The organism is Peptoniphilus asaccharolyticus DSM 20463 (genome assembly GCF_900176115.1).
GTDB lineage: Bacteria > Bacillota > Clostridia > Tissierellales > Peptoniphilaceae > Peptoniphilus > Peptoniphilus asaccharolyticus.
Genome location: NZ_FWWR01000009.1, coordinates 226,470 through 252,672, shown reverse-complemented (window position 1 = coordinate 252,672; position 26,203 = coordinate 226,470). Strand labels below are relative to the sequence as shown.

Genomic DNA, 26,203 nt, shown 5'->3' with positions numbered 1-26,203 from the left:
CTTTTCTTACTTTATATTCTTAAAGACATAAACTGCCTTTCTGCTATTATCCCATTCTATGCTTTGATCTTTTTCATCTCTTATATCCCCACAGCTTGCATTAAAAGCTTTAGCTATATTGGAAATAGATGCGTGAATTCTTCCATTTATAATTACAGGTTTAGTGTCAGAATGATAAATGTTTCCTTGACTATCTTTCATAACACCAGTATCTATATTTAATCTTAGAGTTTTTTTAGGTAAGGCTGTATTTTCTTTATTTGAAAAGATAGCCTCTCTCTTACTATCATCATATTCTACATTAAACCCAAGAGTATAGGCTGCATATCTAACAGGTAACATAATGCGATTATCCTTAATATATGCTTTTACATCCATATACACAGTAGTTTTCTTTCCATCTTTTATAATGTTATAGAAGTTTTTGTCTACTTGGAAAACTGCAAATTCTTTTTCATCTTTAACTTGTTTTTTGGATTGTTGTACCTCTTGCTTTTTCATCTTGTTAAGATCAAATTGATTTAGGATATTCTTGTCATCAGCTTTCAAAAGTTCGTCCCACTTCTTATCTTGAGATTTCTTATCTTCTTTCTTCTCTTTGTTTTCTTTTTGAAGTTTTAGAAGTTCATCTAATTTCTTAGATAAGTCTTGGTTTAGGTTTTTGTCTTTTTCATCTTTAGCTTGTTTTTCAAGTTCTTCTTTCGATTTTTTATTTGCTTCCTCGATTAACTTCTTTGCTTCTTCAATTTTCTTATCTAATTCTTCTTTTAGCTTTTTAATTTCTTCTTCAGAAGCTTTTTGTTTTTCTTCTAGTTTTTTAATTTTCTCTTCTAATTCTTTTTTTGTATTTTCAGAAGATTCTTTTAAACTATCAATAGCCTTTTGAAGCTCTTCAATTTTCTTACAGCATTCTGACTTAGTCTTTTCTGTTTCTTTCTTTTTATTCTCTAATTCTTTTATCTTAGTATCTTTTTCATCAAGAGCTTTTTCCAAGTCCTTAATTTTATTATCTTTATCCTCAATTTCTTTAGTCTTCTTTGCAAGTTCTCCTTCTAAAGACTCGAGCTCTTCTTGCATTTCTTTGATTTTATTTTCGTTTTTATCAGCCTTTTCTTTCTCAGCTTCTAACTCCCATTTTGTAGATGAATAATTTTCTTTAAGTTTTGCATTTTCATCTTGTAATCTTTTTAACTCATCTTTAAGCTGAGTAATTTCTGCTATTAGTTCATCATTATTAGAATTTTTAAGATTCTCAATTTCTTTATTCAATTGAGTAATCTTATTATCTTTATCTCTAATCTCTTCTTCTAGCTTAGACTTTTCTTGTTTTAGTTTTTCTCCATTATCTTTGCAAGATTCTAACTTTTTCTTTAATTCATCTATCTTTGATTGGTCTTCTTGTTTCTTATCATTTAAGTCTTTGATCTGATTTTCTAAGTCCTTAATATTTTTAGTTAAATCATCAATCTTATTGTCCTTTTCATCAATATCTTGACCTGTTAAATCTGTTTGAGTATCAATGGAATATTTATTTGGATTGTAAATAGTCATCTTTCCTTGATACATATCATTGTTATAATCAAATTCAAGTTCTACACTATCTACATTCTTATCAAAGACAAACTCTCCATTTTCAAACCTTAATCCATTAGGAATAGATTTGAATCCTTGATTTCCGTTGAAACCAAAATGATTTTCGTAAAATGGATTTTGTTTTGGTCTATACTCAACTTCTTGATTATGGAATACTCCCTTACTGTTAATATTTGGATTACCTAATACTTTTATAGTGTGCAATTTATTTCTTGAAAAAGCATACTGTTCAATTGTCTTCACAGACTTCGGTATAGTTATTTCTTGGAGGTTATTTCTTTCAAAAGCATTATGTTCAATATTTACTAGAGTATCAGGTAAAGTCACTTCTCTAAGTCCACAATTGAAAAATGCTAAACCACCAAGATAAGTTAGACTATTTGATAGTTTTACCTCATCTATACTTGCTTCGTAAAAGGCAGCATAACCTAAATGCTTGACAGAATCAGGAATAATTACTTTATCCCAATGTTTACCGCGTCCAAATTCTCTTTTATATCTAAGTTCATCGTTTGAATGACTTAAAGAATAATTTCCATTTATAGATTTCGTTCCTTCAGGAAATACTAAAATATTTGTCTTTTCTTTCTTTTCTAAGCCTTTATCACTAAAGGCAATTATATTTCCCTCAGAGGAATACATAAAATCATCTTCCGTCCACTCTACCTTATAATCTGTACTTGCATATACAGGACTTACAGCCACTATATTCACTAAACTTACAAGTAGCATTATCACAGCTAAAATTCCACTGGTTATTTTTTTCATAAATTTTCCTCACTTTCATTTGTATCTTTTCTTTTAAGTTCTTGTCTTTCTCTATTTTCTTCTTCCTTATTTTTTCTAACAATAAATAAAAATTCATCAAGAGATATTTTTCGACTTCGAAATTCCTTGATGACCTCTAAATTTTCTATTTCTTCTTGTTCCTCTACTAATAACTGAAGTTCTATTTCAATTTCTTCTTTTTTCTTTCTTAAATTCTTCTGTTTTTCTATGTTTCTGATTAATTTTTTATTCATAGATTTTTACTCCTTCCCCTTATTTTGGTCTACCAAAGGAATAAAAGTGATTTTTCCAATACCTTGAGTTTATACTGGCATATTGGATAGGATCTCCTGCATGGAGCATCATTCCATTTCCGGCATATATCCCTACGTGAGAAATTGGCGTACCCGAATTATATGTGCCTTTAAAGAAAATAATATCCCCAGGTTTTGCCTCGCTTGGAGATATTGGATTACAATAGTTTTTATAAATAAGCCAAGCTGTAGTTCTTGGCATTCTTTTTACACCAGACTTTGTATAAGACCAACATACAAATCCTGAACAGTCAAAATTACTAGGTCCGCTTGCGCCAAACACATATCTTTTCCCTATGTGTTTTTCTGCTTCACTAAATAATTGTTTTACTGTAACATCATCAAATTCAATTCCTGGATTTCCAAAGTCGGGATTGTCTATAATCTCTCCCAAGTTCCCATAGCTTGATCCAAAATATCCACTCATATTTCCCTGACTATCAAGTAAAGCTAAATAATGAGCCATATTTGTTTCATAGTTTGCAAATTCTTCTCTTGCTATTTCATCAATGCTTTTCTTTTTTATAGTTAAGGTTAGAATTCTATAGGTATATGGATTTCCTTCACTGTCATATTTTGTAATAGACTTTGAAGTATATTTTTTCTCATACATTTGATTAAATAGTTTTTTTAATTCCTTTTGTATCTCTTCAGCTGACTTAATCTCTCCATATCTTGCTGTTAAATAGCTAAAAAGCTCGTGTAGATCATGACCAACAGAATCTCCTTTTATATGATATTCATCATAATTTGGATAATTTTCTTTAATACTATCTATTTCATCTTGTAATGCATATTCATAACTTGTAAATTCATTATTAATATCCATTAAAACTTCTTCTTTTGATAGATAGCTTGTAGCTATAACATTACTTGTTAATCCTGAAGTAAGACTTCCAACATTACTAATTCCTTGAAATAGCATAAAAAAAAGTCCTAAAATACAAAGGGCAATTAAAATTTGCTTATATCCTTTGTTTTTTAAAACTTCCAATGTTTTCTTTCCAATATTAGCGAAAGATTTCTTTATTCTATTTACTAAACCTTCCCCTTGTTTTTTCCTAAAATCTCTCTGAAACTTCTTTTTCATAAAAAATCGATTCAGTTTATTAGAGTTTTGATAAGCTTTAGTCTTCTTCAATTCTTCAAAATTTCTTTGAAATAGAAGTTTACTTTCTTTCTTATAAATTTTTCCTTCTAAAGATTTTATTTTTCTTTGAGTTTTTAAAGTTTTTTTTCTTCTAAGATGGCTAATTTCTCTGCCAATAGCTTCGGTATTTCTACTAAGCTTATAAGCAGCGTTAACACCTGCATTATCATCTTTCCCACTATATAGATAGTTTGCCGTCATAGCACTTGCAAAAGTAATCGGTTTTTCTAAACCTGCTTTTTTCGACTTTTTCTTATCCTTAATTAACTCTTTTTCCTTTTTATTCTTTTTCTCATATAGTTTTGATATTTTATCTTCCTTTTTATAAAACTTATCTTTTTCACTTTTGTTATCTTTTTTAGAATGGAATTTAGTTTTATTTTTTGTATCTACCTTATTTTCTTCAGATACATTTTTAGAATCCTGTACTTCTTTTTTTGTCCTGGTGTATTCTTTCTTTGGATCAAAGTTACTTTTCTTTATAGTATTATCAAAAGCGTCTTTTATTTGTCTTTTCTTTCCCTTGTTTTTATTAGAAATTCCACTATGATTTAAATCAAGTTCATCTACTTCAAGATTCTCATTTTTTATTACGTTTTTTTCCTGTTTGAAGATTTCTTTTTTCGTGCCTATTTTTTCTTGATTCTTTTTTATTTATATTATATTTATCTTTATTTTTTTCAGATTCACTTTTAAATCCTTCAAATAGGCTATCCAGTCTAAATTTCCCACTAGAAACCCTACCCATTAGCATATTTTTTTCTTCTAAATTTCTAACTTTGCCTTTGAAATATTTGCTATTTTGTTTTTTATTAGTATTCAGATCTTGAATTATTTTTTTATCTTCTTCATTTGCCTTATATGATAAGTCTTTTCTTCTAAACTTCCCATTTAAAGATTTTAATTCTGCTTTTTCCCCTTTGTCCTTAAACTGACTTTGAGATTGATAAAGTTTTTTTAAGGTGTTTTTTTGAAAACTTTCTTTCCTATTCTTACCAAGAATAGAAAACCCATCCCAATTGTTTCTTTGCACATCAGAAGATGGTAAATACTTATAGTCATCTCTTGTGTCCCTATATGATACATTGCTATCACTAAAGTTCATGTCATAGCGATCTATGACGCCATCATTATCTGAGTCCTGCGATAAGGGATCATATGTTGAACTTACCTCTATATTAAAATTCTTATCTTCTTTTCTAAATCTCCTTATTTTTTTCTCTTGCACGCCATTAAAACTTTCACTCTCAACGTTTTTCTTCCATTTTAAATTACTATTCCCCTTGTAATTTTTTTGGGGAGAAGTGCTACTTTTTAAATTAGAGCTAGTTGAATTTGGTCTATCATTAAAATCTTCTTTAAAGTTACTTAGCCTGTATTCTGTTTCTTGCCCGTAATATTCACCATATCTACTTTCCTCATTTTCTTCCATTTTTCTATGCTGCTGTTGCGAATATTCTGGCTGATATTCATTATGATAGAAAGTTTCTGAAAATTTTTCCTCATGGATTTTTCTTTGTCTTCTTCCTCTATTTGACTTATCTTTTTCCTTGAATAACTCCCGACTATTTTCTTGCATATGAGATGAATAATATTTAAAGTTTTCAGCATTATTGTCTATGTTGTTCTTGCTTTTTTCTTTATTAATTTCTTTTTTTGAAAAATCTGATGGTCTCTCTGTACTACTGGATTTTTCATTGCTTTCTCCTTTCTTTTCTGATATAAGCTTGGTCTTTGGTACATCTCTTGGGTTTACTTTCCCTTTCTTTTTCATATATACCTCCTATTTCATATTTTTCTCTATCCTTTCTTTAGCTATTTGACAGTAGTCTTTGTTTATGTCAATTCCAATATATTCTCTGTCCATCCTAATAGCTACCATTCCAACAGTTCCTGAACCCATAAAAGGATCAAGAATTAAGCCTTTTTTAGGACATCCTGCTTTTATACAAAGTTCTACCAGTTTTGGTGGAAATACCGCATAGTGTTTTCCTTTAAACGCACTGGTGTTAATAGTCCAAATATCTCTATTGTTTCTAAACTTAGGGACATTATCTCCTATATATTCTCCATACTCTCTTGCTTCATTTATGCTCTGTCTTTTAGCTCCTGTGCCTTCTTGTAAATACTTATTATTATTTCCCCTTGCCCTCATATATCTTTTTTTGCTTATTTCTTTTATTGGTTCTTTCATAGCGTCAAAGTTATAGAAATACTTTCTTGCTTTTGATAATAGGAAGATATGTTCATAGGATCTTGATGGTCTATCTCTACAAGACTCAGGCATGGCATTTTCCTTATGCCAAATAATATCACTTCTTAAATACCAACCGTCCTCTCTTAATTTTAAAGCTAGTTGCCAAGGTATCCCCATTAAGTCTTTTGCCTTGTAGCCACTGAGTTTTTCTGTAATAGACTCTTTTTGACCACTTCTTCCTTCTATGTTTTTAGGATCTTTATATTCTTTTTTGCTTCTTGTGCCTGCATAAGAATCTCCAATAACTATCCAAAGTGTTCCTTCTTTTTTTAATACTCTTTTTACTTCTCTAAAGACTTCAATTAATTTATTTAAATATTCCTCCGGACTTTCTTCTCTTCCAATTTGTCCTTCTGCTTTATAATCTCTAAGTCCATAATATGGAGGAGATGTAATACAGCAATCAAATGTTTTATCTGGAAATTCCTTTAGAGCAGAAATTGCATCTAAATTAATAATATAGTTAGTTTTTAACTTCTCTCTGTCTATCAATTTCTATCCCTTCCTTTAATTCTTCTGGTTTAGTTGTCATTAACTTATACAATTTTGTATCTTTAGGGAATCTATCTACAAAAGGTACTATTGTGTTTCCGTAGAATAGTAATCCCTCTCCCTCATTGGAATTTGTTACGTAGGATAACTGATAAAGAGATATATTTAACTTGTTCGCTAAAATTTCCCTATCACCACTAGCTTGATTAAGCATTAAGATAAAATCTGTGTTATCAAATATATTTTCTATTTCAGGACTGGCTAAAAGGTCCTTTACATTTTGTGTTAATCCTGTTGGAATCCCACCCCATTTTCTAAATCTTTTCCAGATTTCTATGGAATATGAGGCTGTTTGTTCTTCTCTTAAAAGCAAATGGAATTCGTCACAGAAATATCTGGTTTCCTTCTTATTCCTATTAATAGTTACTCTGTTCCATACTTGATCTTGAACAATTAACATACCTATTTTTCTAAGTTGCTTTCCTAATTCCTTAATGTCATAGCAAAGAATTCTATTGCCTGTATCTACATTAGTCCTATGGTTAAATACATTAAGACTACCTTTGACATAAATTTCCATTTCTACTGCTAATTTTTTCCCTACCTTTTCTTCTTGTTTTAAAAGTAAATTATATAAATCTTCTAAAATTGGCATATTTTCAGGAATAGGATTGTCGAAGTAATTCTTATATAATATTGGAAGGCATCTATCAATTACTGAAGTTTCTTCTGCACTTAACCCTTCCTTTCCTACTACAAGTTCAAACAGTGAAAGAATAAAGTCAGACTTTAAAGATAAGGGATTGTCTTCATCGGCATAGTCTACATTTATATCCAACGGGTTTATATAATCCTTACTTGTTGGCGATATTTTTATAACTTCTCCACCTAGTGCCTTAGTTAAATTTCCATACTCCCCTTCCGGATCACATATAATGATGTCATCTTGTGTGATTAAAAAAGCATTGGTAATTTCTCTTTTAGCCGAAAAAGATTTACCACTACCAGGCGTTCCAAGTATTAAACCGTTTGGATTCTTTAAAAGCTTTCTATCTGTCATAATAATGTTACGACTTAAAGCATTTAATCCGTAGTATAAGCTCTCTCCTTCTAAGCACAGCTCTTCTGTTGTAAAAGGAATAAAGACTGCTGTAGAGCTAGTTGTAAGTCCTCTTTTTATTTCGATTTCATTTTTTCCAAGTGGCAGGGAGGAAATTAGTCCTTGTTCCTGTCTATAGTTAAGATTTTTCAATACACAATTATGTCTACCTGCTATTGAATTTAGTTGAAAAATTATATTACTCAATTTCTTTCTACTTTTTTCCATATTTGTAAACAAAATAGTTATGACAAACATTCTCTCATTATGATTTTGAAGTTCTACTAACAGTTTCTTAGCATCATTACCATAGGTAATTAAATCGCTTGGAAGAATATCAATATCATATCCTGATCTTATAGCCTTCTTATTTTCTTCAATTTTCATTTTATCCAAGTCCGTTATTTTTCTTTTAATCATCTTTATAGCTTCTGTTTGATCAATGGAATTTATATGAAATGTTACAATCATATTTTCTTCAACCCCTAAAAATTCTGATAATAATCTATCTGATAATTCAGGTGCTAGAATTTGCAGAAAGTTTACTTCTCCAAAGTATTCTCCAATTTTAAATTGATTGTGAGATGAAAAGTTAAATGATGCTGGTACTATATAATCCTTAGTAGATAGTCCACTATATTTTAGGTCTTCAAAGGAAAAAACAAAATTCTTATTCGGATTTAAGATATCGTGAATGACCTTCAACCTTTCATATCCACTTAATACATAAGCTTTTACTCCCATCTGCTTAAAGTTATTTAATATATCCATTTCCATTCTTTCAAGTCTTGTAGTTGCCTCTTTTAAATCTTGTGCTTGTAAGCTAAAGGTTATATACATATATTTAGTAAGTCCATTATTTCCTTTTTGACTCTGATTTTTTAGCATTTCCCTGTACTCTTTTCGTATTTCATTATATGAATCGTTTCTATCCGGAACATTGATGTTTTTTTCTACTTCTTCATTTTTTCCTATGCGATTAATATATGAAAGTTCTATATCAACACTTGGATCAAAATAGTTTAAAAAACTTGAAAATTCATTAAATATACTTTCCTTATCTTCTTCTGTTGAAAGCTGGTAGTTAATATCTAAAAAACGTATCATTTTATTAAATTTGTTCTTCTCAACTTGGCAAATCCCATTTCTCAACATTCTTAAATAAGGGATTGTTTCCTGAACGCTCTTTTTCTTCTTCCCACCAAAAAAGGAAAGCTTCTTTTTGGGCTTTCCTTTTTCTTTAGAAATATTTGCTTTTTTCATCTTTTTTTGACTTATACTAATGCTTTTTAAATCTTCTTTTTGTTTTTTTAAATTTCTTTTTTCTTGATTTAATTTTTTCTGTTGTTTTTTCTGTATTTGATTCATTTACTCCTTTCCTTTCTTTGTTTCTTTATATCATAAATACATTCTGTCTTGTATATCCTTATACTTGTCTGTCTTTTCTTATCTATAATATACTTTAAATATTTTTCAAAATAGATCCCGTCCTTTTCATAAAGAGTTGCAAATATTATAGGAAAAGACACACCTATCATAATTAACATAGATAGGTCATTAGGCAGCACTTTTTTTACCATTAAATATACTGGAAAGCCTATTAGACCTGCAATTGTAAAGCCAATTAATTGTCTTTTTGTTAGATTTAGAGCTACCTTTGTTTTTACTTTTGTTAAGTCCTTTGGGACATTTACATAAGCCATTATTCTAAACCCTCTAAGTAAAAGCCATATATGTCTTCTCTGTTCAGATCTTCTAATGATTTTCCCATATTCACTGCTATTTCTAAGACTTTTTCATTCGTTTCTTCTCTATTATCTAAAACTTCCGATGTTTTTCTTATAATCATTCTATTTTGTATTTCTCTTGTAATATATCCCCCTATTAAAAGTATTGGGAGTCCTATTGTTCCAAGTGTTTTTAAATTAATTTTATTGTCTTTTTTTCTTCTAATTTTCATCATCTTCTCCTTTTTTATTAATGAGCATTTAAAATTGATTTTGCAATACTTCCTGATTTCATCATAGTTATACCAAGTATTAAGGTGTATCCTAGTAATTCAAAAATACTTTTGTGTATGTCTGATATATTTAAAGTCTTAACAAGTACGGCATAAATTCCTACGCATATAAGTAAGAATAAACCTTGCAAGCCAAGTGCGAAGAGCCCTCTTATATAGTTTGTTCCAATACTTCCCCATTCTTTATTACCCATTGTGGCAAAAGGTATGGCGCAAACTGAAGTATAAATATATATTTCTATCATCCTGCCGTATAGAATAACTGTAATGAGTATTGATATTCCTTGAATTATCATCTTTACAATTGCTGTCTCTAGTACTATAGTCATTAATTTTCCTATTGACTCTCCTTTTAGGCTATCTACCATATTAGCTATATCACCTGGAGAAACTTTTGCACTAGCATTTGCCACACCTGCTGCCTTTCCTATTAAATTCTGTGCCACATCAAAGACCGCCATTGAAAACTCAAAAGCATGAGATACTAACCATACAGCAATCCACATCTTGATGATGTACTTAAAAAATTCAAAGGTATCCGTATCATGCATATTATTTTTGTTCATTACCATTTGAATTAATTCAATACATAGTACAGCCGTTATGATAAGACCTGCTATGGGAAGTATAACATTTTCTGAAATGGATTTTATGAAGTGAAAAACCTCCGAGTTCCATCCACTCGGAGTCTTTCCTACCTCATTTGCTATCGTTGATACTTTATCATTTATATCAAGGAGCATTCCGCTTAAATTTTCCTTGATCATATCAATAAGTATCTCCGAAAAAAACTCTTTGATCTTATCTACTATATTAAACATTTTATTTTAACACGTTTGCTAATAGCGGTATTAGTTTTAAACCTATGAGTACAATTCCCCCTCCAGCCATAAGCTGCTTAATACCTTGAGATTTAGCACCAGGGTTGTCATTCCCATAACCTTCCATCAGGTTGATAACACCCCATGCTCCAAGCCCTGCACCAATTGCTGTAACTAATATTTTTAATACATTTACTGCTTGTGTAAAAAATTCCATTTATATTTCCTCCTCTTTTTCTTCTTTTTCAATTTTATTTATGTGCTTTACGATAAAATTTTTAAATGTCTTATCTTCTTTTTTTGTTTCCTTAAAATATCCAAAAATATGGATGTATTCTCCACTTTTAAATTCCTTCACACTTTTTGCCTTTTCCCCGTAGAGATTACAGTAGATATATTCTTTTTTAACCTTTCCTTCTTCTTTGTTCTTTCTAACTATTGTGAAGTTAGCTACCTCTTTTTCTCCTTCCTTTGTATCTATTGCAGTTGTTTTTATTTCTCCTACTAGATTTCCATTAATATTTAGCATTTCTCTTTCCATTTGTTCTATCTCCTTTATTCCATAGACGAATTGTCAAATCAAATGCAACACCTATGGTAAGAGACCAAAAAGTTCTTCTTTAGGTGTTTTATATTTTATACATTTTCTAGGTCTATTATTCATTAAACTTAAGTTATAATTTAATTCATCAATATTCACTTCTGATAAATCCATACCCTTAGGATAAAACTCCCTCAAAAGTCCGTTACTATTTTCATTTGTACCTTTTTGCCATGCACAATAGGGATCACAAAAATAAGTTTTGCATCCTAATTCTTTTTCTATTTTCTCAAATTCTGAAAATTCTTTACCTCTATCAAAGGTTATTGTTTTTACTAATTCTTTTGGATAATCTTTTAATGCATTTATTATTGCTGGTGTTACGCTTTCCGACTTTCTATTTTCAACTAGGATTGCTATATAATATCTAGATTTTCTTTCTGCTAAAGTTACGAAACAACATCTACTTTTCCTTTTATGATCTAATCTGCCTGATTCCACTGTATCTGCTTCCCAGTGGCCTAATTCTTGCCTTCTGTATATCTCTTTAGGTCTTTTCTTAATTGTTCTACCTTTATCATTGAATTTTCCTCTTTTTTCTGCTGGCCTTTTAAATTTAGCTTTTCTTCTCAAATTTTTCATACTAGTTTTTGGCAGCTTTTTGGCGTGTATCATTCTATATATCGTTGATGTAGATGGTAATTCATGAATCTCATTTGTGTTTCTATTTGATATTTGTTCAGGGGACCAATGTTCGTTAATCTTTACAGTTAAATAATCAATAACATCTTTAGAAAATTTACTTTTTCTATGGCAGTCTTTTCTTCTATCAATATATTTATCATTTGCCTTTATCGGAAAGTACTTAGTGTAACTTCCCCTACTAACTTTTATCTTAGATGAATTTCTTTTAATTTCTCTAGATATTGTACTAGGTGACCTTTTAAGTGCTTGTGCAATTTTCCTTATACTCATTCCTAAATTTAAAAATTGGTAAATACAAGATCTTTCTTCTATGGTAAGATGGTTATAGCTCATAGTTAATCACTCCTTTTAATATGTTTTGTTTGGTCACTTACATATTAACACAGCTGATTAGCTATGAGTTTATTTATGTTGCACTTGTTATGATAAATTATCCATAAAAAAAGCGATAGTTTTCTCTATCGCTTCTACTTCTAATTCATTAATATTTCATTTTTCTCTGTATCTTATTTTTTCGGCTCATCTCGTATATATTTCATTCTTCCTCCTTTGGGCATAAAAAAACACCGAAATGTTTTTTTTCGGTGTAAATTTCTCTATTTAATTTTATGGTTTTAGTAATTCTTTCCAGTTTTCTATAAAGCCAACATGCCTTAGTTCAATATTTTCATATCTTGCTATTAGTTCCGTTAGATCATGATAAAATTTTTTGTAATTTTCTTCTTCAGAAACTATTTTAAGATTTACTAATGTAGCAAATATTGTGTTGTTTGAAATATTCTTTTTTAAATATTCTTTATATAGCTTTGGTGATTTTGTAAGCTTTGCTCCATATAGCCTGCCATAATGGGCACATATATTTCTTATATAGGCAAAATTTTCTATCCAAGATTCAAAGTAATGGTAGTCTGTATGAAAGACTTTTGCAATTTTACTTTTATCTTCATTTTTCATATTCTTATACATTTTAGATAAAGTTCCAAAACTTGCTACTTCTATCACTGCATATAGCGGAATTTCTCCACCTTCATAATTGTCTTTAAAGTTTTTTATAAATGGTGAGCGTCTATTTCTTTTTGTTTCTCTTTTTAAATCATTTAATGCTTCTTTATATCTGTTTTTATATTTTCCCACATTTGACAAATCTTTGTAACCAAAATTCCCATATTTTAAAGAAAAATAGTTTGTGATAACTGCTCTTAAAGAAACTTCAATATGTTCTATTATTTCAAATATGAGTTGTCTAAGTTCTCTATCAAATTTATATAAACTTACAATATCTTCAAAACTTATTCCTGATATATATCTTCCATCTTTTTTTAATGTGATACTGTAAGCTTTAATTAGCCTGTAATAGGATATTCTTCCAAGAATTTTCTTAGCATAAGTTTTATCTTTTACTAAAAGTCCTAAGTCTATTAAGTTTTTTACTTGATTTTCTATAGTAATCGGTTCTTGGTGGATTTTTTTCATTTTTTCTCCTAAAATCAAATGACCCGACTTGGTCCGCATTGTTAAGAGGCGTGTCGGGTGCTGTTGAAATTATTATATGTTATAAAATATTTTTTGTCAAGTATTTTCTTTTAATCTTTCCTAAATATCTATCTTACTTCTTATTTAATTTTAAATTTATTCATCTAATATTTCAACTACCATACTCTCTTTTAACTTAACCTCATCTTTTCTCTGTAGGTATTTCTCTATGTCAAATATATTTCTCTTATCATAATCTTCAAGGAACTTATAATTCTTATGTTTTGTAATATCAAACTTATCAGATAAGAAAGGTCTTACTCCTCTTAGCTGGTATATACACTTACCACCGTCCATTACAGTTATTTCATCTTGACTCATAAGTTCCTTCCCAGTTTTTTGATAATTTAGTCCAAAACTCTTTTGATTCGATCTTGTTTCTGATGTGTTATATAGGTCTATGGTTTCTTTGCCTAGGCTTTCAGATAATTCTTTTAATGTTGTTCTTTCTTTGCCTCCTAAAAATAATGTAGAATCACAATTGCCAACTATGGTATCTGCATTATCTTTATAGATACTTTTTAGTTGTGATTGTGCTTGTAATATTATACAAGCTGATATTTCTCTACTTCTAATAGTTGCTATCAGCTTTTCAAATTTAGGAATTAAGCCGATATTTGCGAATTCATCAAGTAGGCATCTCACATGAACAGGAAGTCTTCCGCCATATTCATCATCTGCTTTATCACATAATAGATTAAATAATTGTGAGTACATTATTGATACTACAAAGTTAAATGTATCATCTGTATCCGATATTATTACGAATAAAGCTGTTTTCTTTTCTCCAAGTGTATCAAGCTCCAGTTCATCTTCTTTCATTAAGTCCCTAAGTTCCTGAATATCAAATGGAGCAAGCCTTGCTCCACAGGATATAAGGATTGATTTGGCAGTTTTTCCTGCTGCAAGTTTGTATTTCTTATATTGTTTTACTGCGAAATGGTTTGGCTTTTCTTTTTCTAATGCTTCAAACATATAGTCTACTGCATTTTTAAAATTTTCATCTTCTTCTCTTACCTCACTTGCATCTATCATAGCAAGTAGAGTTGTAAAGTTCTGTTCTTCTTTAGGAGCTTCATAAAAAATATATCCAATTAAGGCTGTATAGTAGAGTTTTTCAGCTTTTACCCAGAAATCCTCAGTTGATTTTTCTCCTTCTCCCTTAGTATTTGCAATTATTGTTTGTACTAATTTCAAAATATCTTTTTCACTTTTCAAGTATGCAAAGGGATTATATCTCATGGATTTTTTAAAGTTTATTGTATTTAGTATTTTTATCTCATATCCATTTCTTTCCAACATTTTTCCGCATTCCAAGACTAATGTTCCTTTTGGATCGGTCACTACATATGAAGAGTGCATTTGCATGAGATTCGGCTTTACAAAGAACCTTGTTTTACCACTTCCAGAACCTCCAATTACCAATACATTTTTATTCCTAGCATATTTTGGATTTTTAGGTCTATTGTTCATGGTAAGTCTTTCAGTTTGAGTTAGTAGCACATTGTTTTCAAACTTCTTGTCAATGTATGGCTCAATATCTTTTTCATTTCCCCATCTTGCCGATCCATATTCTCTGCCCTCTCTAAACTTTTTTGCTTTTTTCTTTTTCTGTATAAGGATTAACTTGATAACTACTGATAGAATTAGACCGGGTATCAGGTTTTTTATTTTTAATGATGGAATATATTTTAAAGTATCTATTTGACTAAAAGCCACTAGAATTCTATCTATTATATCTCCTCCTACATAAGAGTTGACATGGCTTGCAAAGATATTTCCTATATAAAAAAATAAGAGGTAAGGAAAATTTTCTAATACAAATTTCTTCTTATCTCTTATCTTAAAAACATTTTTTATATCTTTTATTATTTCATTTAGTATTTTCGAATTAATCACTTCCTCTCCATAAAAAAGAGTAGATTTCTCTACCCATTAGTATCTTATTTATCTTTTTTATATCTTATTACTGGAACTTGTTTTATTTTTTTACCTATCTTTTTTCTTTCCAAGACAAACATCATATTTTCATTTCTTTTAAAATATCCTAAATCTTTATGATAGCTTATACCACACTTGCAATGTAATAGACCTATAAACTGTTGTCTCATCTTTGAGTTACATATGGGACATATTTTTTTATTTGTCATTTTGAACCACCATTATACTTATATTTTACTTTCAAAGGTATTTTTTAGTTTCTTTCCTAATGCTTCTGCTCTCATTTTTTATCTATAGATAAGAGAAATTCTTCTACTGGATGATTCCAATCTTCTTTTTCATAGTATTCAACAATAAAGCTATTCATGCCTTCTCATCATATATATTATATATCCAAGTGTTTTTATTATAAACTTTGTTCCTGATGCTTATGTTTAACCTTATCTCTGTCAATAGTATCTTTGACTTTATCCTTGAAGTTATTAAGCCTTTCTATTACAGATTTCCTTTTTCTTGACTTATCTTTAGTAAATTTCTGGACTGTCTTTTTAAAAGCTTGTTCCATTACTTTTATATCTTTTGCTTGAAAAAAGATAATGTTGTTTCCATTTTCTAAATCTTTCTTTATAGAAAATTTCACCCCATATCTTTTTAATTCTTTTTTCAATGCTTTTAAGTCTATGTCATTTAATTCTAAGGTTTCTACTTTACCTTTTTTTACAAGGTCTTTTACTTTTACTTTTTTAAATTTTTCTAAGGGTCTTGACTGTTCTGTCTGCGCTTTATGTTTATTTATTTCTAATATTTTCTTCATCAAATTTATAACTTGCTTGGCTGTTACTATACTTGCTTTTTTTACTATGGCTATTGTTCTGCTATTTATATCATCATTTTGCATTAACTCACCTACTTTCATTCTTTTTTTAATATTTCATAGGCTAATTTTGATTTCTCCTTCATTTTTTCTATTCTTCTATTTTCTCCTGTAAATATAATGGGACTGCATATTTCAAGTATCCTTGAGTAAATTCTTTTATCTTTTATAGTTTCAGGATTAGTTAAAGCTGATATATTTAAGTTTGTTGTTATAATTAGAGGTTTCCCACTTCTATATCTACTATCTATTATGTTAAAGATATGCTCAGCTGCAAAATCTGTATCTCTTTCCATTCCAAAATCATCAATAATTAATAGTTTCTTATGATTTAGGTTATCTATATACTTACTCTTATCAATCTCAAAGTTAGTCATATCATTTAAAATTACTGAAAAATTTGTCATTTTGACTAATATTTCTTTTTCTAGTAAAGCATTTGCTATAGCACTTGCAAGATATGTTTTTCCACATCCCACATTCCCTGTGAGAATTAATCCTATATTATTTTCATATATTTCATCAAATTTTTCCACATAGTTTTTTGCTACTTTTTCATGCTCACTATCTTTGTCCATATTTTTAAAATTCCAATTTAATAGGATAGGATCGGAAAAACACTCTTTTTTTAAGTGTTCAATTTTTAAAAGCCTTTTATTTTCTTTTCTTTTTTCTTCCTCTAATTTTTGTCTTTCTTTTTCACATTGACATAAAATACCAACTTTTTTTATTTCTCCAAAGAAGTCTATTTCTTTTTCAATTGGTGTTTTACATTTTGCACAATATTTTAATCCTGTTTCTTGATCTATATAACTCCTATTTTCTTCATCTTTTGATGAACTATTTGTTTCTACATTTTTTATTTTCTGTTCTAAGATTTCTTTTATTAATTCCATATGCTCCTCTCCTATCAAGTATTTAAAAATTCTCTCCAGATATCCTCATCATTACTATAGTCATAATTTTCTCTTTTCTGATCTTCTCTCTTTATGACTTCTATGTTTCTAATATTTTCATCTGCATTGTATAAGAGAGTCAGTAGATAGGCATTAATGTTTTTAATATCCTTTGGAGCATTTTCTCTTAGGTATTTCAAAACATAGTCTATGTGTTTATAGTTAAGACTTAGAAATCTTTCTTTAAAATTTTCATTGGATATATGCCTCCCTCCTATTTTAATCTTTGTAAAGCTAGTTAAGGCTTTTACAAGTACATTTATCATTACATCTACTTGCTTCTTTTCTTCTATTCTTACTTTTTCAAAGGTTTCATAAGATATATTCTTTTTTATAGTTTCTTTTAATTCTTCCTCCTCCAAAATTTTTTTTGATTTTTCTCCTAGCTTTTCTAAGGGGGATATGGGGGTGGTATTATTAAAATCAGTATTATTAGTTTCAGTATTATTAATATTAGTATTATTAGAGTCCTCTTTTGAAACTTCTTGAGGTTTGTTTTCTAAACTTCCTGAAGTTTGTTTTTTAAACTTCTTGAGGTTTGCTTTTGAAACTTCTGTAGTTTTATTATTTTCTGTGTAAATAAAGTTCTTTACATAAAGTAAATTTGGCTTTCCAAGTCCTAACCTCTTTTTTTCTAATAATCCTATCTCTTCAATTTCTTTCATTACTTTGACCGACTTATTTCTTCCCCAGTTTAATACTTCCATAATTTCTTCTATGGTATAGATGATGTATACCTTGTTTTCTTCATCTAACCATTTATTCTTAATTGACAAGCTCATTCTATCGAGTAGGATTCCATAAAGAATTTTTGCTTCTACGGATAGTTTTTTAAAATTTAAGTCTGTGAATAAAGTTTTGGGAATCCTAAAAAATGAATATTGTTCTGCTTCATTGCCATAATAGTATTCAAATTTAACTATTTCTTTCATCATAACCCCCTTTCTTTTCATATAAAAAGAGATAGCTTTGATTTTGCTATCTCTTTTTCATCGTTTTAATCTATTTATTTTTATATTTAAATTACTTTTATTTTTTCATTCACCCCTTCTATCACTTCTATAATAAAATATCCTAGCACTGGTAAACCATAAGGACTAAAAAGATATGCTAGTATAATTGCCTCTATAGCAAGTGCTTTTTCTCCATGATAAACAGATCCCAAAAATCCCATAATAGCGATAAATGAAATCAGTTTAAAAAATATTGTACTGAGTCCTAATACAAACGTTAAAAATAGAGTGATGATACTCAACGCTATACTAATAGGAAATAATATGATTTTGAAAAAAACTCTAAATATCATCATATTCTCTTCAATCCTTATTACTTATGTTTTCTTTTCTTTTTTGTTAATTTAATAAAAAAGATGACAGACTTAATCCTAAATCGTCTTGTTTAAAAGTTTTGTGGAAGCCTTTAAACTTTGATTTTAATGGATTTATTGTATCTGTCATCATTATATCACTGTCCCCCCCGAACCATTGCCACCATATAGAATAGTTATAGGTGCAAACTCAAGAAAAGTCAGACGATTTTTTATAAAGACTTGAAACGGATAGTACGTATCGTAGCACGTTCTTCTCAACTTACTTAAAAAATCTGATTCCGTTTCCATATCAGGAAAAATAAATTTTTGTAAATAAAGCATATACCACCTCTCAAACTACCTTAAATTGATTATATATTTAAAAAAACTTTTTTACAAACATATAAAAGCCGGGTTCCCGACTTTAAATAAATTATTTTATCACTTTTTAAATTCGAAAAAATTCTGCTAAATATTAAAAAAATTTTTCCACACTTTTGCCACAATTATACACTCAATTCATTCAATTTTAAGGAGATTTTACTCAACCATTTTTTATAAAATAATGACAGATAGAAAAACTATATATCTTATAAAAATGAACTTGAATTTAAGGAGTGAATTATAATGAAAAAACTAAGTACATTATTACTAACTGGAGTTGTTTTAGGTGGAACTATGCTAACAAATCTTATGCCTGTAACAGCTAAAGTTATGGAAAAAGAACCTACACGTTTAGAGTGTTCAACATATTGTTGTGCCGCTACTAAAGTAGATACAGAAAAAAGTTTTATAGATAGTATTAAAAACTCTAAAAACATTTCAGATAAAGAAAAACAACAACTTTTAAATACAGATAATTTATCATAACAAGTGCAACATAAATAAACTCATAGCTAATCAGCTGTGTTAATATGTAAGTGACCAAACAAAACATATTAAAAGGAGTGATTAACTATGAGCTATAACCATCTTACCATAGAAGAAAGATCTTGTATTTACCAATTTTTAAATTTAGGAATGAGTATAAGGAAAATTGCACAAGCACTTAAAAGGTCACCTAGTACAATATCTAGAGAAATTAAAAGAAATTCATCTAAGATAAAAGTTAGTAGGGGAAGTTACACTAAGTACTTTCCGATAAAGGCAAATGATAAATATATTGATAGAAGAAAAGACTGCCATAGAAAAGTAAATTTTCTAAAGATGTTATTGATTATTTAACTGTAAAGATTAACGAACATTGGTCCCCTGAACAAATATCAAATAGAAACACAAATGAGATTCATGAATTACCATCTACCTCAACGATATATAGAATGATACACGCCAAAAAGCTGCCAAAAACTAGTATGAAAAATTTAGAGAAGAAAAGACTAAATTTAAAAGGCCAGCAAGAAAAAAGAGGAAAATTCAATGATAAAGGTAGAACAATTAAGAAAAGACCTAAAGAGATATACAGAAGGCAAGAATTAGGCCACTGGGAAGCAGATACAGTGGAATCAGGCAGATTAGATCATAAAAGGAAAAGTAGATGTTGTTTCGTAACTTTAGCAGAAAGAAAATCTAGATATTATATAGCAATCCTAGTTAGAAAATAGAAAGTCGGAAAGCGTAACACCAGCAATAATAAATGCATTAAAAGATTATCCAAAAGAATTAGTAAAAACAATAACCTTTGATAGAGGTAAAGAATTTTCAGAATTTGAGAAAATAGAAAAAGAATTAGGATGCAAAACTTATTTTTTGTGATCCCTATTGTGCATGGCAAAAAGGTACAAATGAAAATAGTAACGGACTTTTGAGGGAGTTTTATCCTAAGGGTATGGATTTATCAGAAGTGAATATTGATGAATTAAATTATAACTTAAGTTTAATGAATAATAGACCTAGAAAATGTATAAAATATAAAACACCTAAAGAAGAACTTTTTGGTCTCTTACCATAGGTGTTGCATTTGATTTGACAATTCGTCTACAGAAAAAGAATTAAAACCTACTAAAGATAAAATCAAATCTTTAGAAAATAAATTAAATGCAGCACATGAAAAACTTATGGATCCAATCTTTAAAAAGTTTGAAGAAATCTATTCTACACATGAAGACTTATGGGATAAATTTTATAGCGATCCTAAATTAGATGAAAGTAAAAAAGATATTATTTCAGAAATTGAAAGTTCAACTGTGTTAAATAAAAAAGAAAAAAATATTCTAAAAGAAGATCAAAAGAAATTAGATGCTTTAAATTTAGAATTAGAAAATATAGAAAATAGACTAAACAAAGAAACAAAACCTATAACAGATGAACTTAACAAACTATACGATATAGTAGATAAAGCAAACGAAAAAAATCAAAAATTACTGGATAAAGTCTTTCCTCCTATAGCACTATCTGAGAACTCTTGTGGAGCAGATTGTGTTAAATAGTTAAAATAAAAAATTTCTTAAAGTTACCTTCCTCTAAAACTTCCTTAGAATTCTTGTCTAAGGAAGTTTTTTTCTGCTCAATTCAAAATAAAAAGGCTCTATAATATCTGTTGGGGAGTAAATCCCTAACAGATATTTTTATGCAAAAAAATTGCACTTATACGCTTTTAAGTCCTAAACTTTAAGTAATCAACAACAAAGCTTGGAGGTGCATATAAGTGCAAGATAATAATATCATGAATTTGTTTGGTTTTAAAGATGTAGTTTTTGATAGTGTTGATGAGAGTAATAATTTTGTTAATGTTCACGCTTCTGTTTCTAAGATGTCTATTTGTCCTCATTGTGGTTCTAAAAAGATTTGGGTTCATGATCATAGGATTCAAAAGATTAGGGATACTCACATCCGAGGTAAGAAATCTTTGATTTTCTTAAAGAAAACTAGATATGATTGTAAGTCTTGTGGTTCTCGTTTGAGAGGAATCTTGATTTTATTGCCAAAGGTCATACTATGACCAATAGACTTGTTTTTGATATTGTTTCTGAGTTTGATGAGCTTTATTCTATATCTTCTATTGCTAATAGGTATAATGTTTCTTCAAACACAGTATTAAGAATTTTAAATTGTTTAAGTGCTTCTAGAGATAGGCTATCAGAAGTATTATGTATAGACGAATTTAAAGGTGATAGTGGTAATAACAGGTATCAGACTTCTCTTCTTGATGGATCTAAACACTCTATCATAGATATCTTACCATCAAGAGATAAGAATACATTGTATGGGTACTTTGAAAAGATACCAAACAAAGAAAGAAACGAAGTAAAATTTTTTGTAAGTGATATGTCTAAAACATTTAAATCAGTTAAGAAATCATTCTTTAAAAACGCAATACATATCATAGATAGGTACCACTTCATAAGACAAGTATCCTGGGCATTAGAAAATGTTAGAAAGAGAATACAAAAGGATGTATCATCAAAGCTTAGGAAATATTTTAAAAGAAGTAAGAGTTTAATTACAAAACCTGCCTCTAAGCTAACTTCAGAACAAGCTAATGAAGTATCACTTATGATTGAACTTAACAAGGAATTAAAGGAAGCATACAAGTTAAAAGAATTGTTCTACTGTGTGCCCTGTGGGTACCAGTATGTACTTAGTCAGCCAAACAAAACTAGAGCTAAAAAAGCTTTAAGAGAATGGATAAAAAGAGCAGATGAATCAAAATTAAAAGAATTTAAATCTTGTATCACTTCTTTTAATAACTGGTTTGAAGAAATATGTAATTCATTTGATTACTCTTGGTCAAATGGACCTCTTGAAGGAACTCATACAAAGATAAAAACATTAAAAAGAAATTGCTTTGGTATGAGAAATTTTGACTTGTTTAGAAAAAGAATTATGTTTTCATGTAAGTAGAGATTAGGAAAACGGGAAAATTTGCAAAACCCCTAGGGGTTTTATTTGCTATGCTTATTTTTAGTTGTTTTTTGCTATTTTAGTTTTGATATCTTTATTAGCGTCTATGTGCCCATTTTTACATAAAGAAAGAGACTCGAGTTAACGAGTCTCCCCAATATTTGACATAGAGCCAATAAAAAAGAACCTCGTATGATTTTATAAATCCCACAAGGTTCTCTAAATTAAAATTATTTATCTATATCTTCTACAATTTGCTTTGCTTCTTCGGATAAGTCAGATTTTTCTATATGAACTTCACCTTCAACAGGCTCTTGTTCTCCTCTTATTATTCTTTCAAATTCGCTTCTTCCAATTGTTTCTTTTTCAAGAAGAGTGTCTGAAACTTTTAAAAGTTTATCCATGTTCTCAGAAAGTATAGTTCTACATTTTGTATATGCTTCATCAACCATTCGCTTAACTTCTTGGTCTATGGCATACGCAGTCTGTTCAGAGTAGTTTCTACTTCTTCCCAAGTCTTTTCCAATAAATACTTCGCCTTCATCAGTAGAAAGGTTTATAGTCCCTATTTTTTCGCTCATACCGTATTCTGTTACCATATCTCTTGCTAATTGAGTAGCTCTTTGAATATCGTTATGTGCTCCAGTTGAAATATCATCAAGGACTAAGTCTTCTGCAACTCTACCACCTAAAAGAGTTACTATTTTGTCTTCCATTTGTCCCTTTGTCATAAATGTTATTTCTTCTTCAGGTAAATATGATGTAAATCCACCAGCCATACCACGAGGAATTATTGTAATCATATCAACCGGGTCAGTATTATTTAATGAAACTGATGCAACTGCATGTCCTGCTTCGTGAACAGCTGTAAGCTTTCTCTCTTTTTCTGTTACTACTTTGGATTTTTTAGCTGGTCCTGCTTGAACTTTTATAGATGCCTCATCAACATCTTCCATGCTGATTCTTGTCTCGCCTCTTCTAGCTGCTAGTAGTGCTGCTTCATTCATCAAATTTTCAAGATCTGCAGGTGTGAACCCAGGTGTTCTCTTAGCTATTGTCTTTAGATCCACATCTTCTGCCATTTTTTTGTTTCTAGAGTGTATCTCTAATATTTGTTCTCTTCCTCTTATATCAGGTCTGCCAACGTAAACAGTTCTGTCGAATCTACCTGGTCTCATAAGAGCTGGGTCCAATATATCAGAACGGTTTGTAGCCGCCATCACTATCACGCCTTCGTTTTCTCCAAAGCCATCCATTTCAACTAAAAGTTGGTTTAAGGTTTGCTCTCTCTCGTCATGTCCTCCGCCAACTCCGGCTCCACGACGTCTACCAACAGCATCTATTTCGTCTATGAAGATTATGCATGGTGCGTTTTTCTTTGCAGATTCAAATAAGTCTCTTACACGACTTGCACCTACCCCAACAAACATTTCAACGAAGTCTGAACCACTCATTATAAAGAAAGGTACTTTTGCCTCTCCCGCAACAGCTCTTGAAAGATATGTCTTACCAGTTCCTGGAGGACCTACCATCAAAACTCCCTTAGGAATTCTCGCTCCCATTTCCATAAATTTCTTAGGGCTCTTTAAGAAGTCTACTATTTCAGATAGTTCTTCTTTTTCTTCGACAAGTCCCGCAACTTCATTAAAAGTTACTATTTTCTTATCATCAGGCTTAATCATTCTAGCTCTACTCTTTCCAAAATTACCCATTTTGGAACCGCCGCCACCTTGAGTTTGATTCATCATATAGTACCAAGCAGCTATAAATACTAACAATATAACTATTGTCGGTATCCATTCAACATAAAATGGTGTAACCTTTATTGGCTCTTGAGAAATATTTATTTTCCCTTCGCTAACCTTAGGAGCTATATATGTTTCATATATATTTACTCTTGACTCCTTTGGTAAATAAGTCATATAAGGCTTACCATCTTTTAGTTTGTAAGTTACTTTTGAATCGTCATAGTGTATGTCTGTTACTTCATTTTTCTCAAGTGCTTGTACAAATTTAGTCGCAGAAACTTTATCTACCACTTCTTGTGGAGGAGTAAGTATTCTAAATCCAAACAGAACAAGTCCTATTAGCATTAAGTAGAGTAATATTCCACTTATTCTCTTATTCAATAATATACCTCCTGCTTAAATATTTTCTTCTGAATTATCATATATTCCAATGTATGATAAATTCCTATATCTTTGATTGTAGTCCATTCCAAATCCAACTACAAATTTATCTTCTATTTCAAATCCAATGTATTTGCAGTCTATTTCTTTTAATCTTCTCTCTGGTTTTGAAAGTAAAGTTACTATCTCTACAGATTTAGCTCCTCTACTTCTTAGATTTTCAACTAAGTATCCAAGTGTGTTGCCAGTATCTATAATATCTTCCACTACCAAAACATCTTTACCAGTTAAATCTACTTCAATATCTTTTTTAATATTGATTTTTCCTGTTGATTCTGTACCCTCATAGCTTGAAACTTGCATAAATTCCATATAGACAGTCTTATCAATATTTCTAATCAAATCTGCCATAAAGAGAGTAGAACCTTTTAGAATTCCTATCATCAAGATTTCATCATCATAATCTTTTTCTATTTCTTTAGCTAAATCAAAAATTCTATTCTTTATTTGGTCCTCACTAATCAGTATCTCTTTTATATTACCCAATTTATACCTCCAAGCTTATGCTGACTATTTTTTCAGTTTCTTTTTCTATTTTATATTTTTCATTCATTCTATATGGAGCCACCCATATTATTTCTTCATCATCCACTATAAGGGCAACTGAATCTCTCTTATACTTTGGAATTCTTTCATCTATAAAGAAATCTTTTAATTTTTTAGAGCCTTTCATTCCTATAGGAGTGAATTTATCTCCATTTCTTTTATTTCTAACTTTAAGCTGTCCCTTTATCTTTGTAGCATCTATCTGAATTGAATTTTTACCCTTTTTAATTCCACTTTCCACCACAAAAGTTCCAAGCTCAGTTTTATTTTCTCCAATCTTTAATATATCATCAATTTCAACTGCTTCACGTCTTTGAAATAAATAGCCTTGAGATATTTCAAAAATTGATTTATGCACTGTTATAGTAGCTGAATCCTGCTTTACTAATTCAACTATATTCTCTATTTGAGCTTTTCCTATGCCTTCTATTAAATCCAATCTTATAAAATACTCTCTCACTATAAGGCTTATTAGATAATCATCTTCATCTTTTAGATTAGCTATGTTCAACACATCTCCATCTAAATTTTCTTCAAAATATAAATCTATTATCTTTTGAAAATATGAATTTTGCTTTTGAGATAAATCTTGTAACCTCAAAAGAGCATCTTTAAAGTTTGAATTTAGATTTTCTTCAATGTATGGAATCAATTCAAGTCTAAGTTTATTTCTTGTATAGATTGTCATAGAGTTTGTCTCATCTTCAATATGTTCAATATTATTTTCTAATAGATAAGCTTCTATCTCCTTACGGCTAATATTTAGCATAGGTCTATACAAATCTCCATTTACATACTCTATGGATTGCAGTCCGGCAAGTCCTGTTCCCCTTATAATTCTATACAAAATTGTCTCTGCTTGGTCATCTTTATTGTGAGCTGTAAATATTTTTGAATTAAATTGTCTAAAGAATTTATACCTTAAAAATCTGCCTGCCTCTTCTGAACTCATTTTATTTTCTTTTGCAAAATCGTCCATATTAACATTTATCGTGTAAAACTCCAAGTTCAATTCTTCGGCAATTTTCTTTACAAATTCTTGATCTCTCTTTGCCGTCTCTCTTATCCCATGGTTTACATGACACACTTTGATTTTTAATTTTAATTCTTCTTTTAACAAAAATAGATTATAGAGTAAAAACATGCTGTCTGCTCCACCTGAACATCCAACTACAATTTCTTCTCCTTCATCTACCATATTGTATTTTTTTAAATTTTCATAAAAAGCTCTATTATATTTCATATCAAAAAAATA

General features: G+C 29.6%; 24 protein-coding genes and 2 pseudogenes. 5 read left to right on the top strand and 21 right to left on the bottom strand.

The genetic code is table 11. The annotated features are described in order from the left end of the window. Positions 1-6: 6 nt before the first annotated feature. The 18 genes and pseudogenes from B8869_RS01795 to B8869_RS01710 form a co-directional block, all read right to left on the bottom strand. Entirely contained in the window at positions 7-2,361 is a 2,355-nt protein-coding gene (locus tag B8869_RS01795) for a leucine-rich repeat protein (RefSeq protein ID WP_084230043.1), read from the bottom strand. Next, the gene (locus B8869_RS01790; RefSeq protein WP_001035536.1) at positions 2,358-2,615 is read right to left on the bottom strand and encodes a hypothetical protein; all 258 of its coding nucleotides are present in this window, start codon (positions 2,613-2,615) and stop codon (positions 2,358-2,360) included. Before B8869_RS01790 ends, B8869_RS01795 begins: the two co-directional genes overlap by 4 nt. A 19-nt stretch (positions 2,616-2,634) precedes the next feature. After that, a pseudogene (locus B8869_RS12390) lies at positions 2,635-5,599 on the bottom strand (C40 family peptidase). 9 nt (positions 5,600-5,608) lie between these two features. Further along, positions 5,609-6,574, bottom strand: coding sequence for a DNA-methyltransferase (locus tag B8869_RS01780; RefSeq protein WP_004828995.1), 966 nt, complete (start codon positions 6,572-6,574; stop codon positions 5,609-5,611). Then, a complete protein-coding gene (locus B8869_RS01775; RefSeq protein WP_084230042.1) occupies positions 6,546-9,041 on the bottom strand; it encodes a VirB4-like conjugal transfer ATPase, CD1110 family in 2,496 nt (831 codons plus the stop codon). Before B8869_RS01775 ends, B8869_RS01780 begins: the two co-directional genes overlap by 29 nt. After that, a complete protein-coding gene (locus B8869_RS01770) occupies positions 9,038-9,376 on the bottom strand; it encodes a PrgI family protein (RefSeq protein WP_002838958.1) in 339 nt (112 codons plus the stop codon). The genes B8869_RS01775 and B8869_RS01770 overlap by 4 nt, the downstream gene beginning before the upstream one ends. Further along, on the bottom strand, positions 9,376-9,633 hold the full coding sequence (locus B8869_RS01765) for a hypothetical protein (RefSeq protein WP_084230041.1): 258 nt from the start codon (positions 9,631-9,633) through the stop codon (positions 9,376-9,378). The genes B8869_RS01770 and B8869_RS01765 overlap by 1 nt, the downstream gene beginning before the upstream one ends. 17 nt (positions 9,634-9,650) lie before the next feature. Next, positions 9,651-10,514: a VirB6/TrbL-like conjugal transfer protein, CD1112 family gene (locus B8869_RS01760; protein ID WP_035110169.1), complete on the bottom strand. Its 864-nt coding sequence runs from the start codon at positions 10,512-10,514 to the stop codon at positions 9,651-9,653. Position 10,515: 1 nt separating this feature from the next. After that, positions 10,516-10,731 (bottom strand): Maff2 family mobile element protein, encoded by a 216-nt coding sequence (locus B8869_RS01755; RefSeq protein WP_002838961.1) that lies wholly within the window; start codon positions 10,729-10,731, stop codon positions 10,516-10,518. Beyond that, a complete protein-coding gene (locus B8869_RS01750; RefSeq protein WP_002838912.1) occupies positions 10,732-11,055 on the bottom strand; it encodes a hypothetical protein in 324 nt (107 codons plus the stop codon). It abuts the gene before it with no gap. A 51-nt stretch (positions 11,056-11,106) separates the two neighbouring features. Further along, positions 11,107-12,093, bottom strand: coding sequence for an IS30 family transposase (locus B8869_RS01745; RefSeq protein ID WP_084229742.1), 987 nt, complete (start codon positions 12,091-12,093; stop codon positions 11,107-11,109). 273 nt (positions 12,094-12,366) lie between these two features. Continuing rightward, a complete protein-coding gene (locus B8869_RS01740) occupies positions 12,367-13,233 on the bottom strand; it encodes an Abi family protein (RefSeq protein ID WP_084230040.1) in 867 nt (288 codons plus the stop codon). A 156-nt stretch (positions 13,234-13,389) separates the two neighbouring features. Beyond that, positions 13,390-15,192 (bottom strand): VirD4-like conjugal transfer protein, CD1115 family, encoded by a 1,803-nt coding sequence (locus tag B8869_RS01735; protein WP_084230039.1) that lies wholly within the window; start codon positions 15,190-15,192, stop codon positions 13,390-13,392. 44 nt (positions 15,193-15,236) lie between these two features. Next, a complete protein-coding gene (locus B8869_RS01730) occupies positions 15,237-15,443 on the bottom strand; it encodes a hypothetical protein (RefSeq protein ID WP_049555303.1) in 207 nt (68 codons plus the stop codon). 197 nt (positions 15,444-15,640) lie between these two features. Then, positions 15,641-16,132, bottom strand: coding sequence for a PcfB family protein (locus B8869_RS01725; RefSeq protein ID WP_048949727.1), 492 nt, complete (start codon positions 16,130-16,132; stop codon positions 15,641-15,643). Between the two features lie 14 nt (positions 16,133-16,146). Continuing rightward, positions 16,147-17,004 (bottom strand): ATP-binding protein, encoded by an 858-nt coding sequence (locus B8869_RS01720; protein ID WP_084230038.1) that lies wholly within the window; start codon positions 17,002-17,004, stop codon positions 16,147-16,149. A 14-nt stretch (positions 17,005-17,018) separates the two neighbouring features. Beyond that, positions 17,019-17,996, bottom strand: a complete 978-nt coding sequence (locus B8869_RS01715) for a replication initiator protein A (RefSeq protein WP_084230037.1) — start codon at positions 17,994-17,996, stop codon at positions 17,019-17,021. 86 nt (positions 17,997-18,082) lie between these two features. After that, on the bottom strand, positions 18,083-18,373 hold the full coding sequence (locus B8869_RS01710) for a CD1845 family protein (protein WP_084230036.1): 291 nt from the start codon (positions 18,371-18,373) through the stop codon (positions 18,083-18,085). A gap of 627 nt (positions 18,374-19,000) precedes the next feature. Between B8869_RS01710 and B8869_RS01700 the strand changes: the two genes are divergently transcribed. The 5 genes and pseudogenes from B8869_RS01700 to B8869_RS01680 all read left to right on the top strand — a co-directional run bounded on the left by B8869_RS01700 (position 19,001) and on the right by B8869_RS01680 (position 22,213). After that, on the top strand, positions 19,001-19,243 hold the full coding sequence (locus B8869_RS01700; protein WP_084230034.1) for a hypothetical protein: 243 nt from the start codon (positions 19,001-19,003) through the stop codon (positions 19,241-19,243). A gap of 87 nt (positions 19,244-19,330) precedes the next feature. Next, positions 19,331-20,321 (top strand): annotated as a pseudogene (locus B8869_RS12600) (IS30 family transposase). A gap of 106 nt (positions 20,322-20,427) precedes the next feature. Then, a complete protein-coding gene (locus B8869_RS01690) occupies positions 20,428-20,799 on the top strand; it encodes a hypothetical protein (protein ID WP_084230033.1) in 372 nt (123 codons plus the stop codon). 218 nt (positions 20,800-21,017) lie between these two features. Continuing rightward, complete coding sequence (locus tag B8869_RS01685; RefSeq protein ID WP_084230032.1) at positions 21,018-21,311, top strand: transposase family protein; 294 nt, start codon at positions 21,018-21,020, stop codon at positions 21,309-21,311. Next, a complete protein-coding gene (locus tag B8869_RS01680; RefSeq protein WP_084230031.1) occupies positions 21,308-22,213 on the top strand; it encodes an ISL3 family transposase in 906 nt (301 codons plus the stop codon). Before B8869_RS01685 ends, B8869_RS01680 begins: the two co-directional genes overlap by 4 nt. 230 nt (positions 22,214-22,443) lie before the next feature. Here B8869_RS01680 and ftsH read toward each other — a convergent pair whose 3' ends face one another. The 3 genes from ftsH to tilS are packed head-to-tail and all read right to left on the bottom strand — an operon-like array spanning position 22,444 to position 26,191. Continuing rightward, entirely contained in the window at positions 22,444-24,342 is a 1,899-nt protein-coding gene (gene ftsH / locus B8869_RS01675; RefSeq protein WP_084230030.1) for an ATP-dependent zinc metalloprotease FtsH, read from the bottom strand. Between the two features lie 15 nt (positions 24,343-24,357). After that, positions 24,358-24,888: a hypoxanthine phosphoribosyltransferase gene (gene hpt, locus B8869_RS01670; RefSeq protein ID WP_084230029.1), complete on the bottom strand. Its 531-nt coding sequence runs from the start codon at positions 24,886-24,888 to the stop codon at positions 24,358-24,360. A gap of 1 nt (position 24,889) precedes the next feature. Continuing rightward, positions 24,890-26,191: a tRNA lysidine(34) synthetase TilS gene (gene tilS, locus B8869_RS01665; RefSeq protein ID WP_159445223.1), complete on the bottom strand. Its 1,302-nt coding sequence runs from the start codon at positions 26,189-26,191 to the stop codon at positions 24,890-24,892. Positions 26,192-26,203 lie beyond the last annotated feature (12 nt).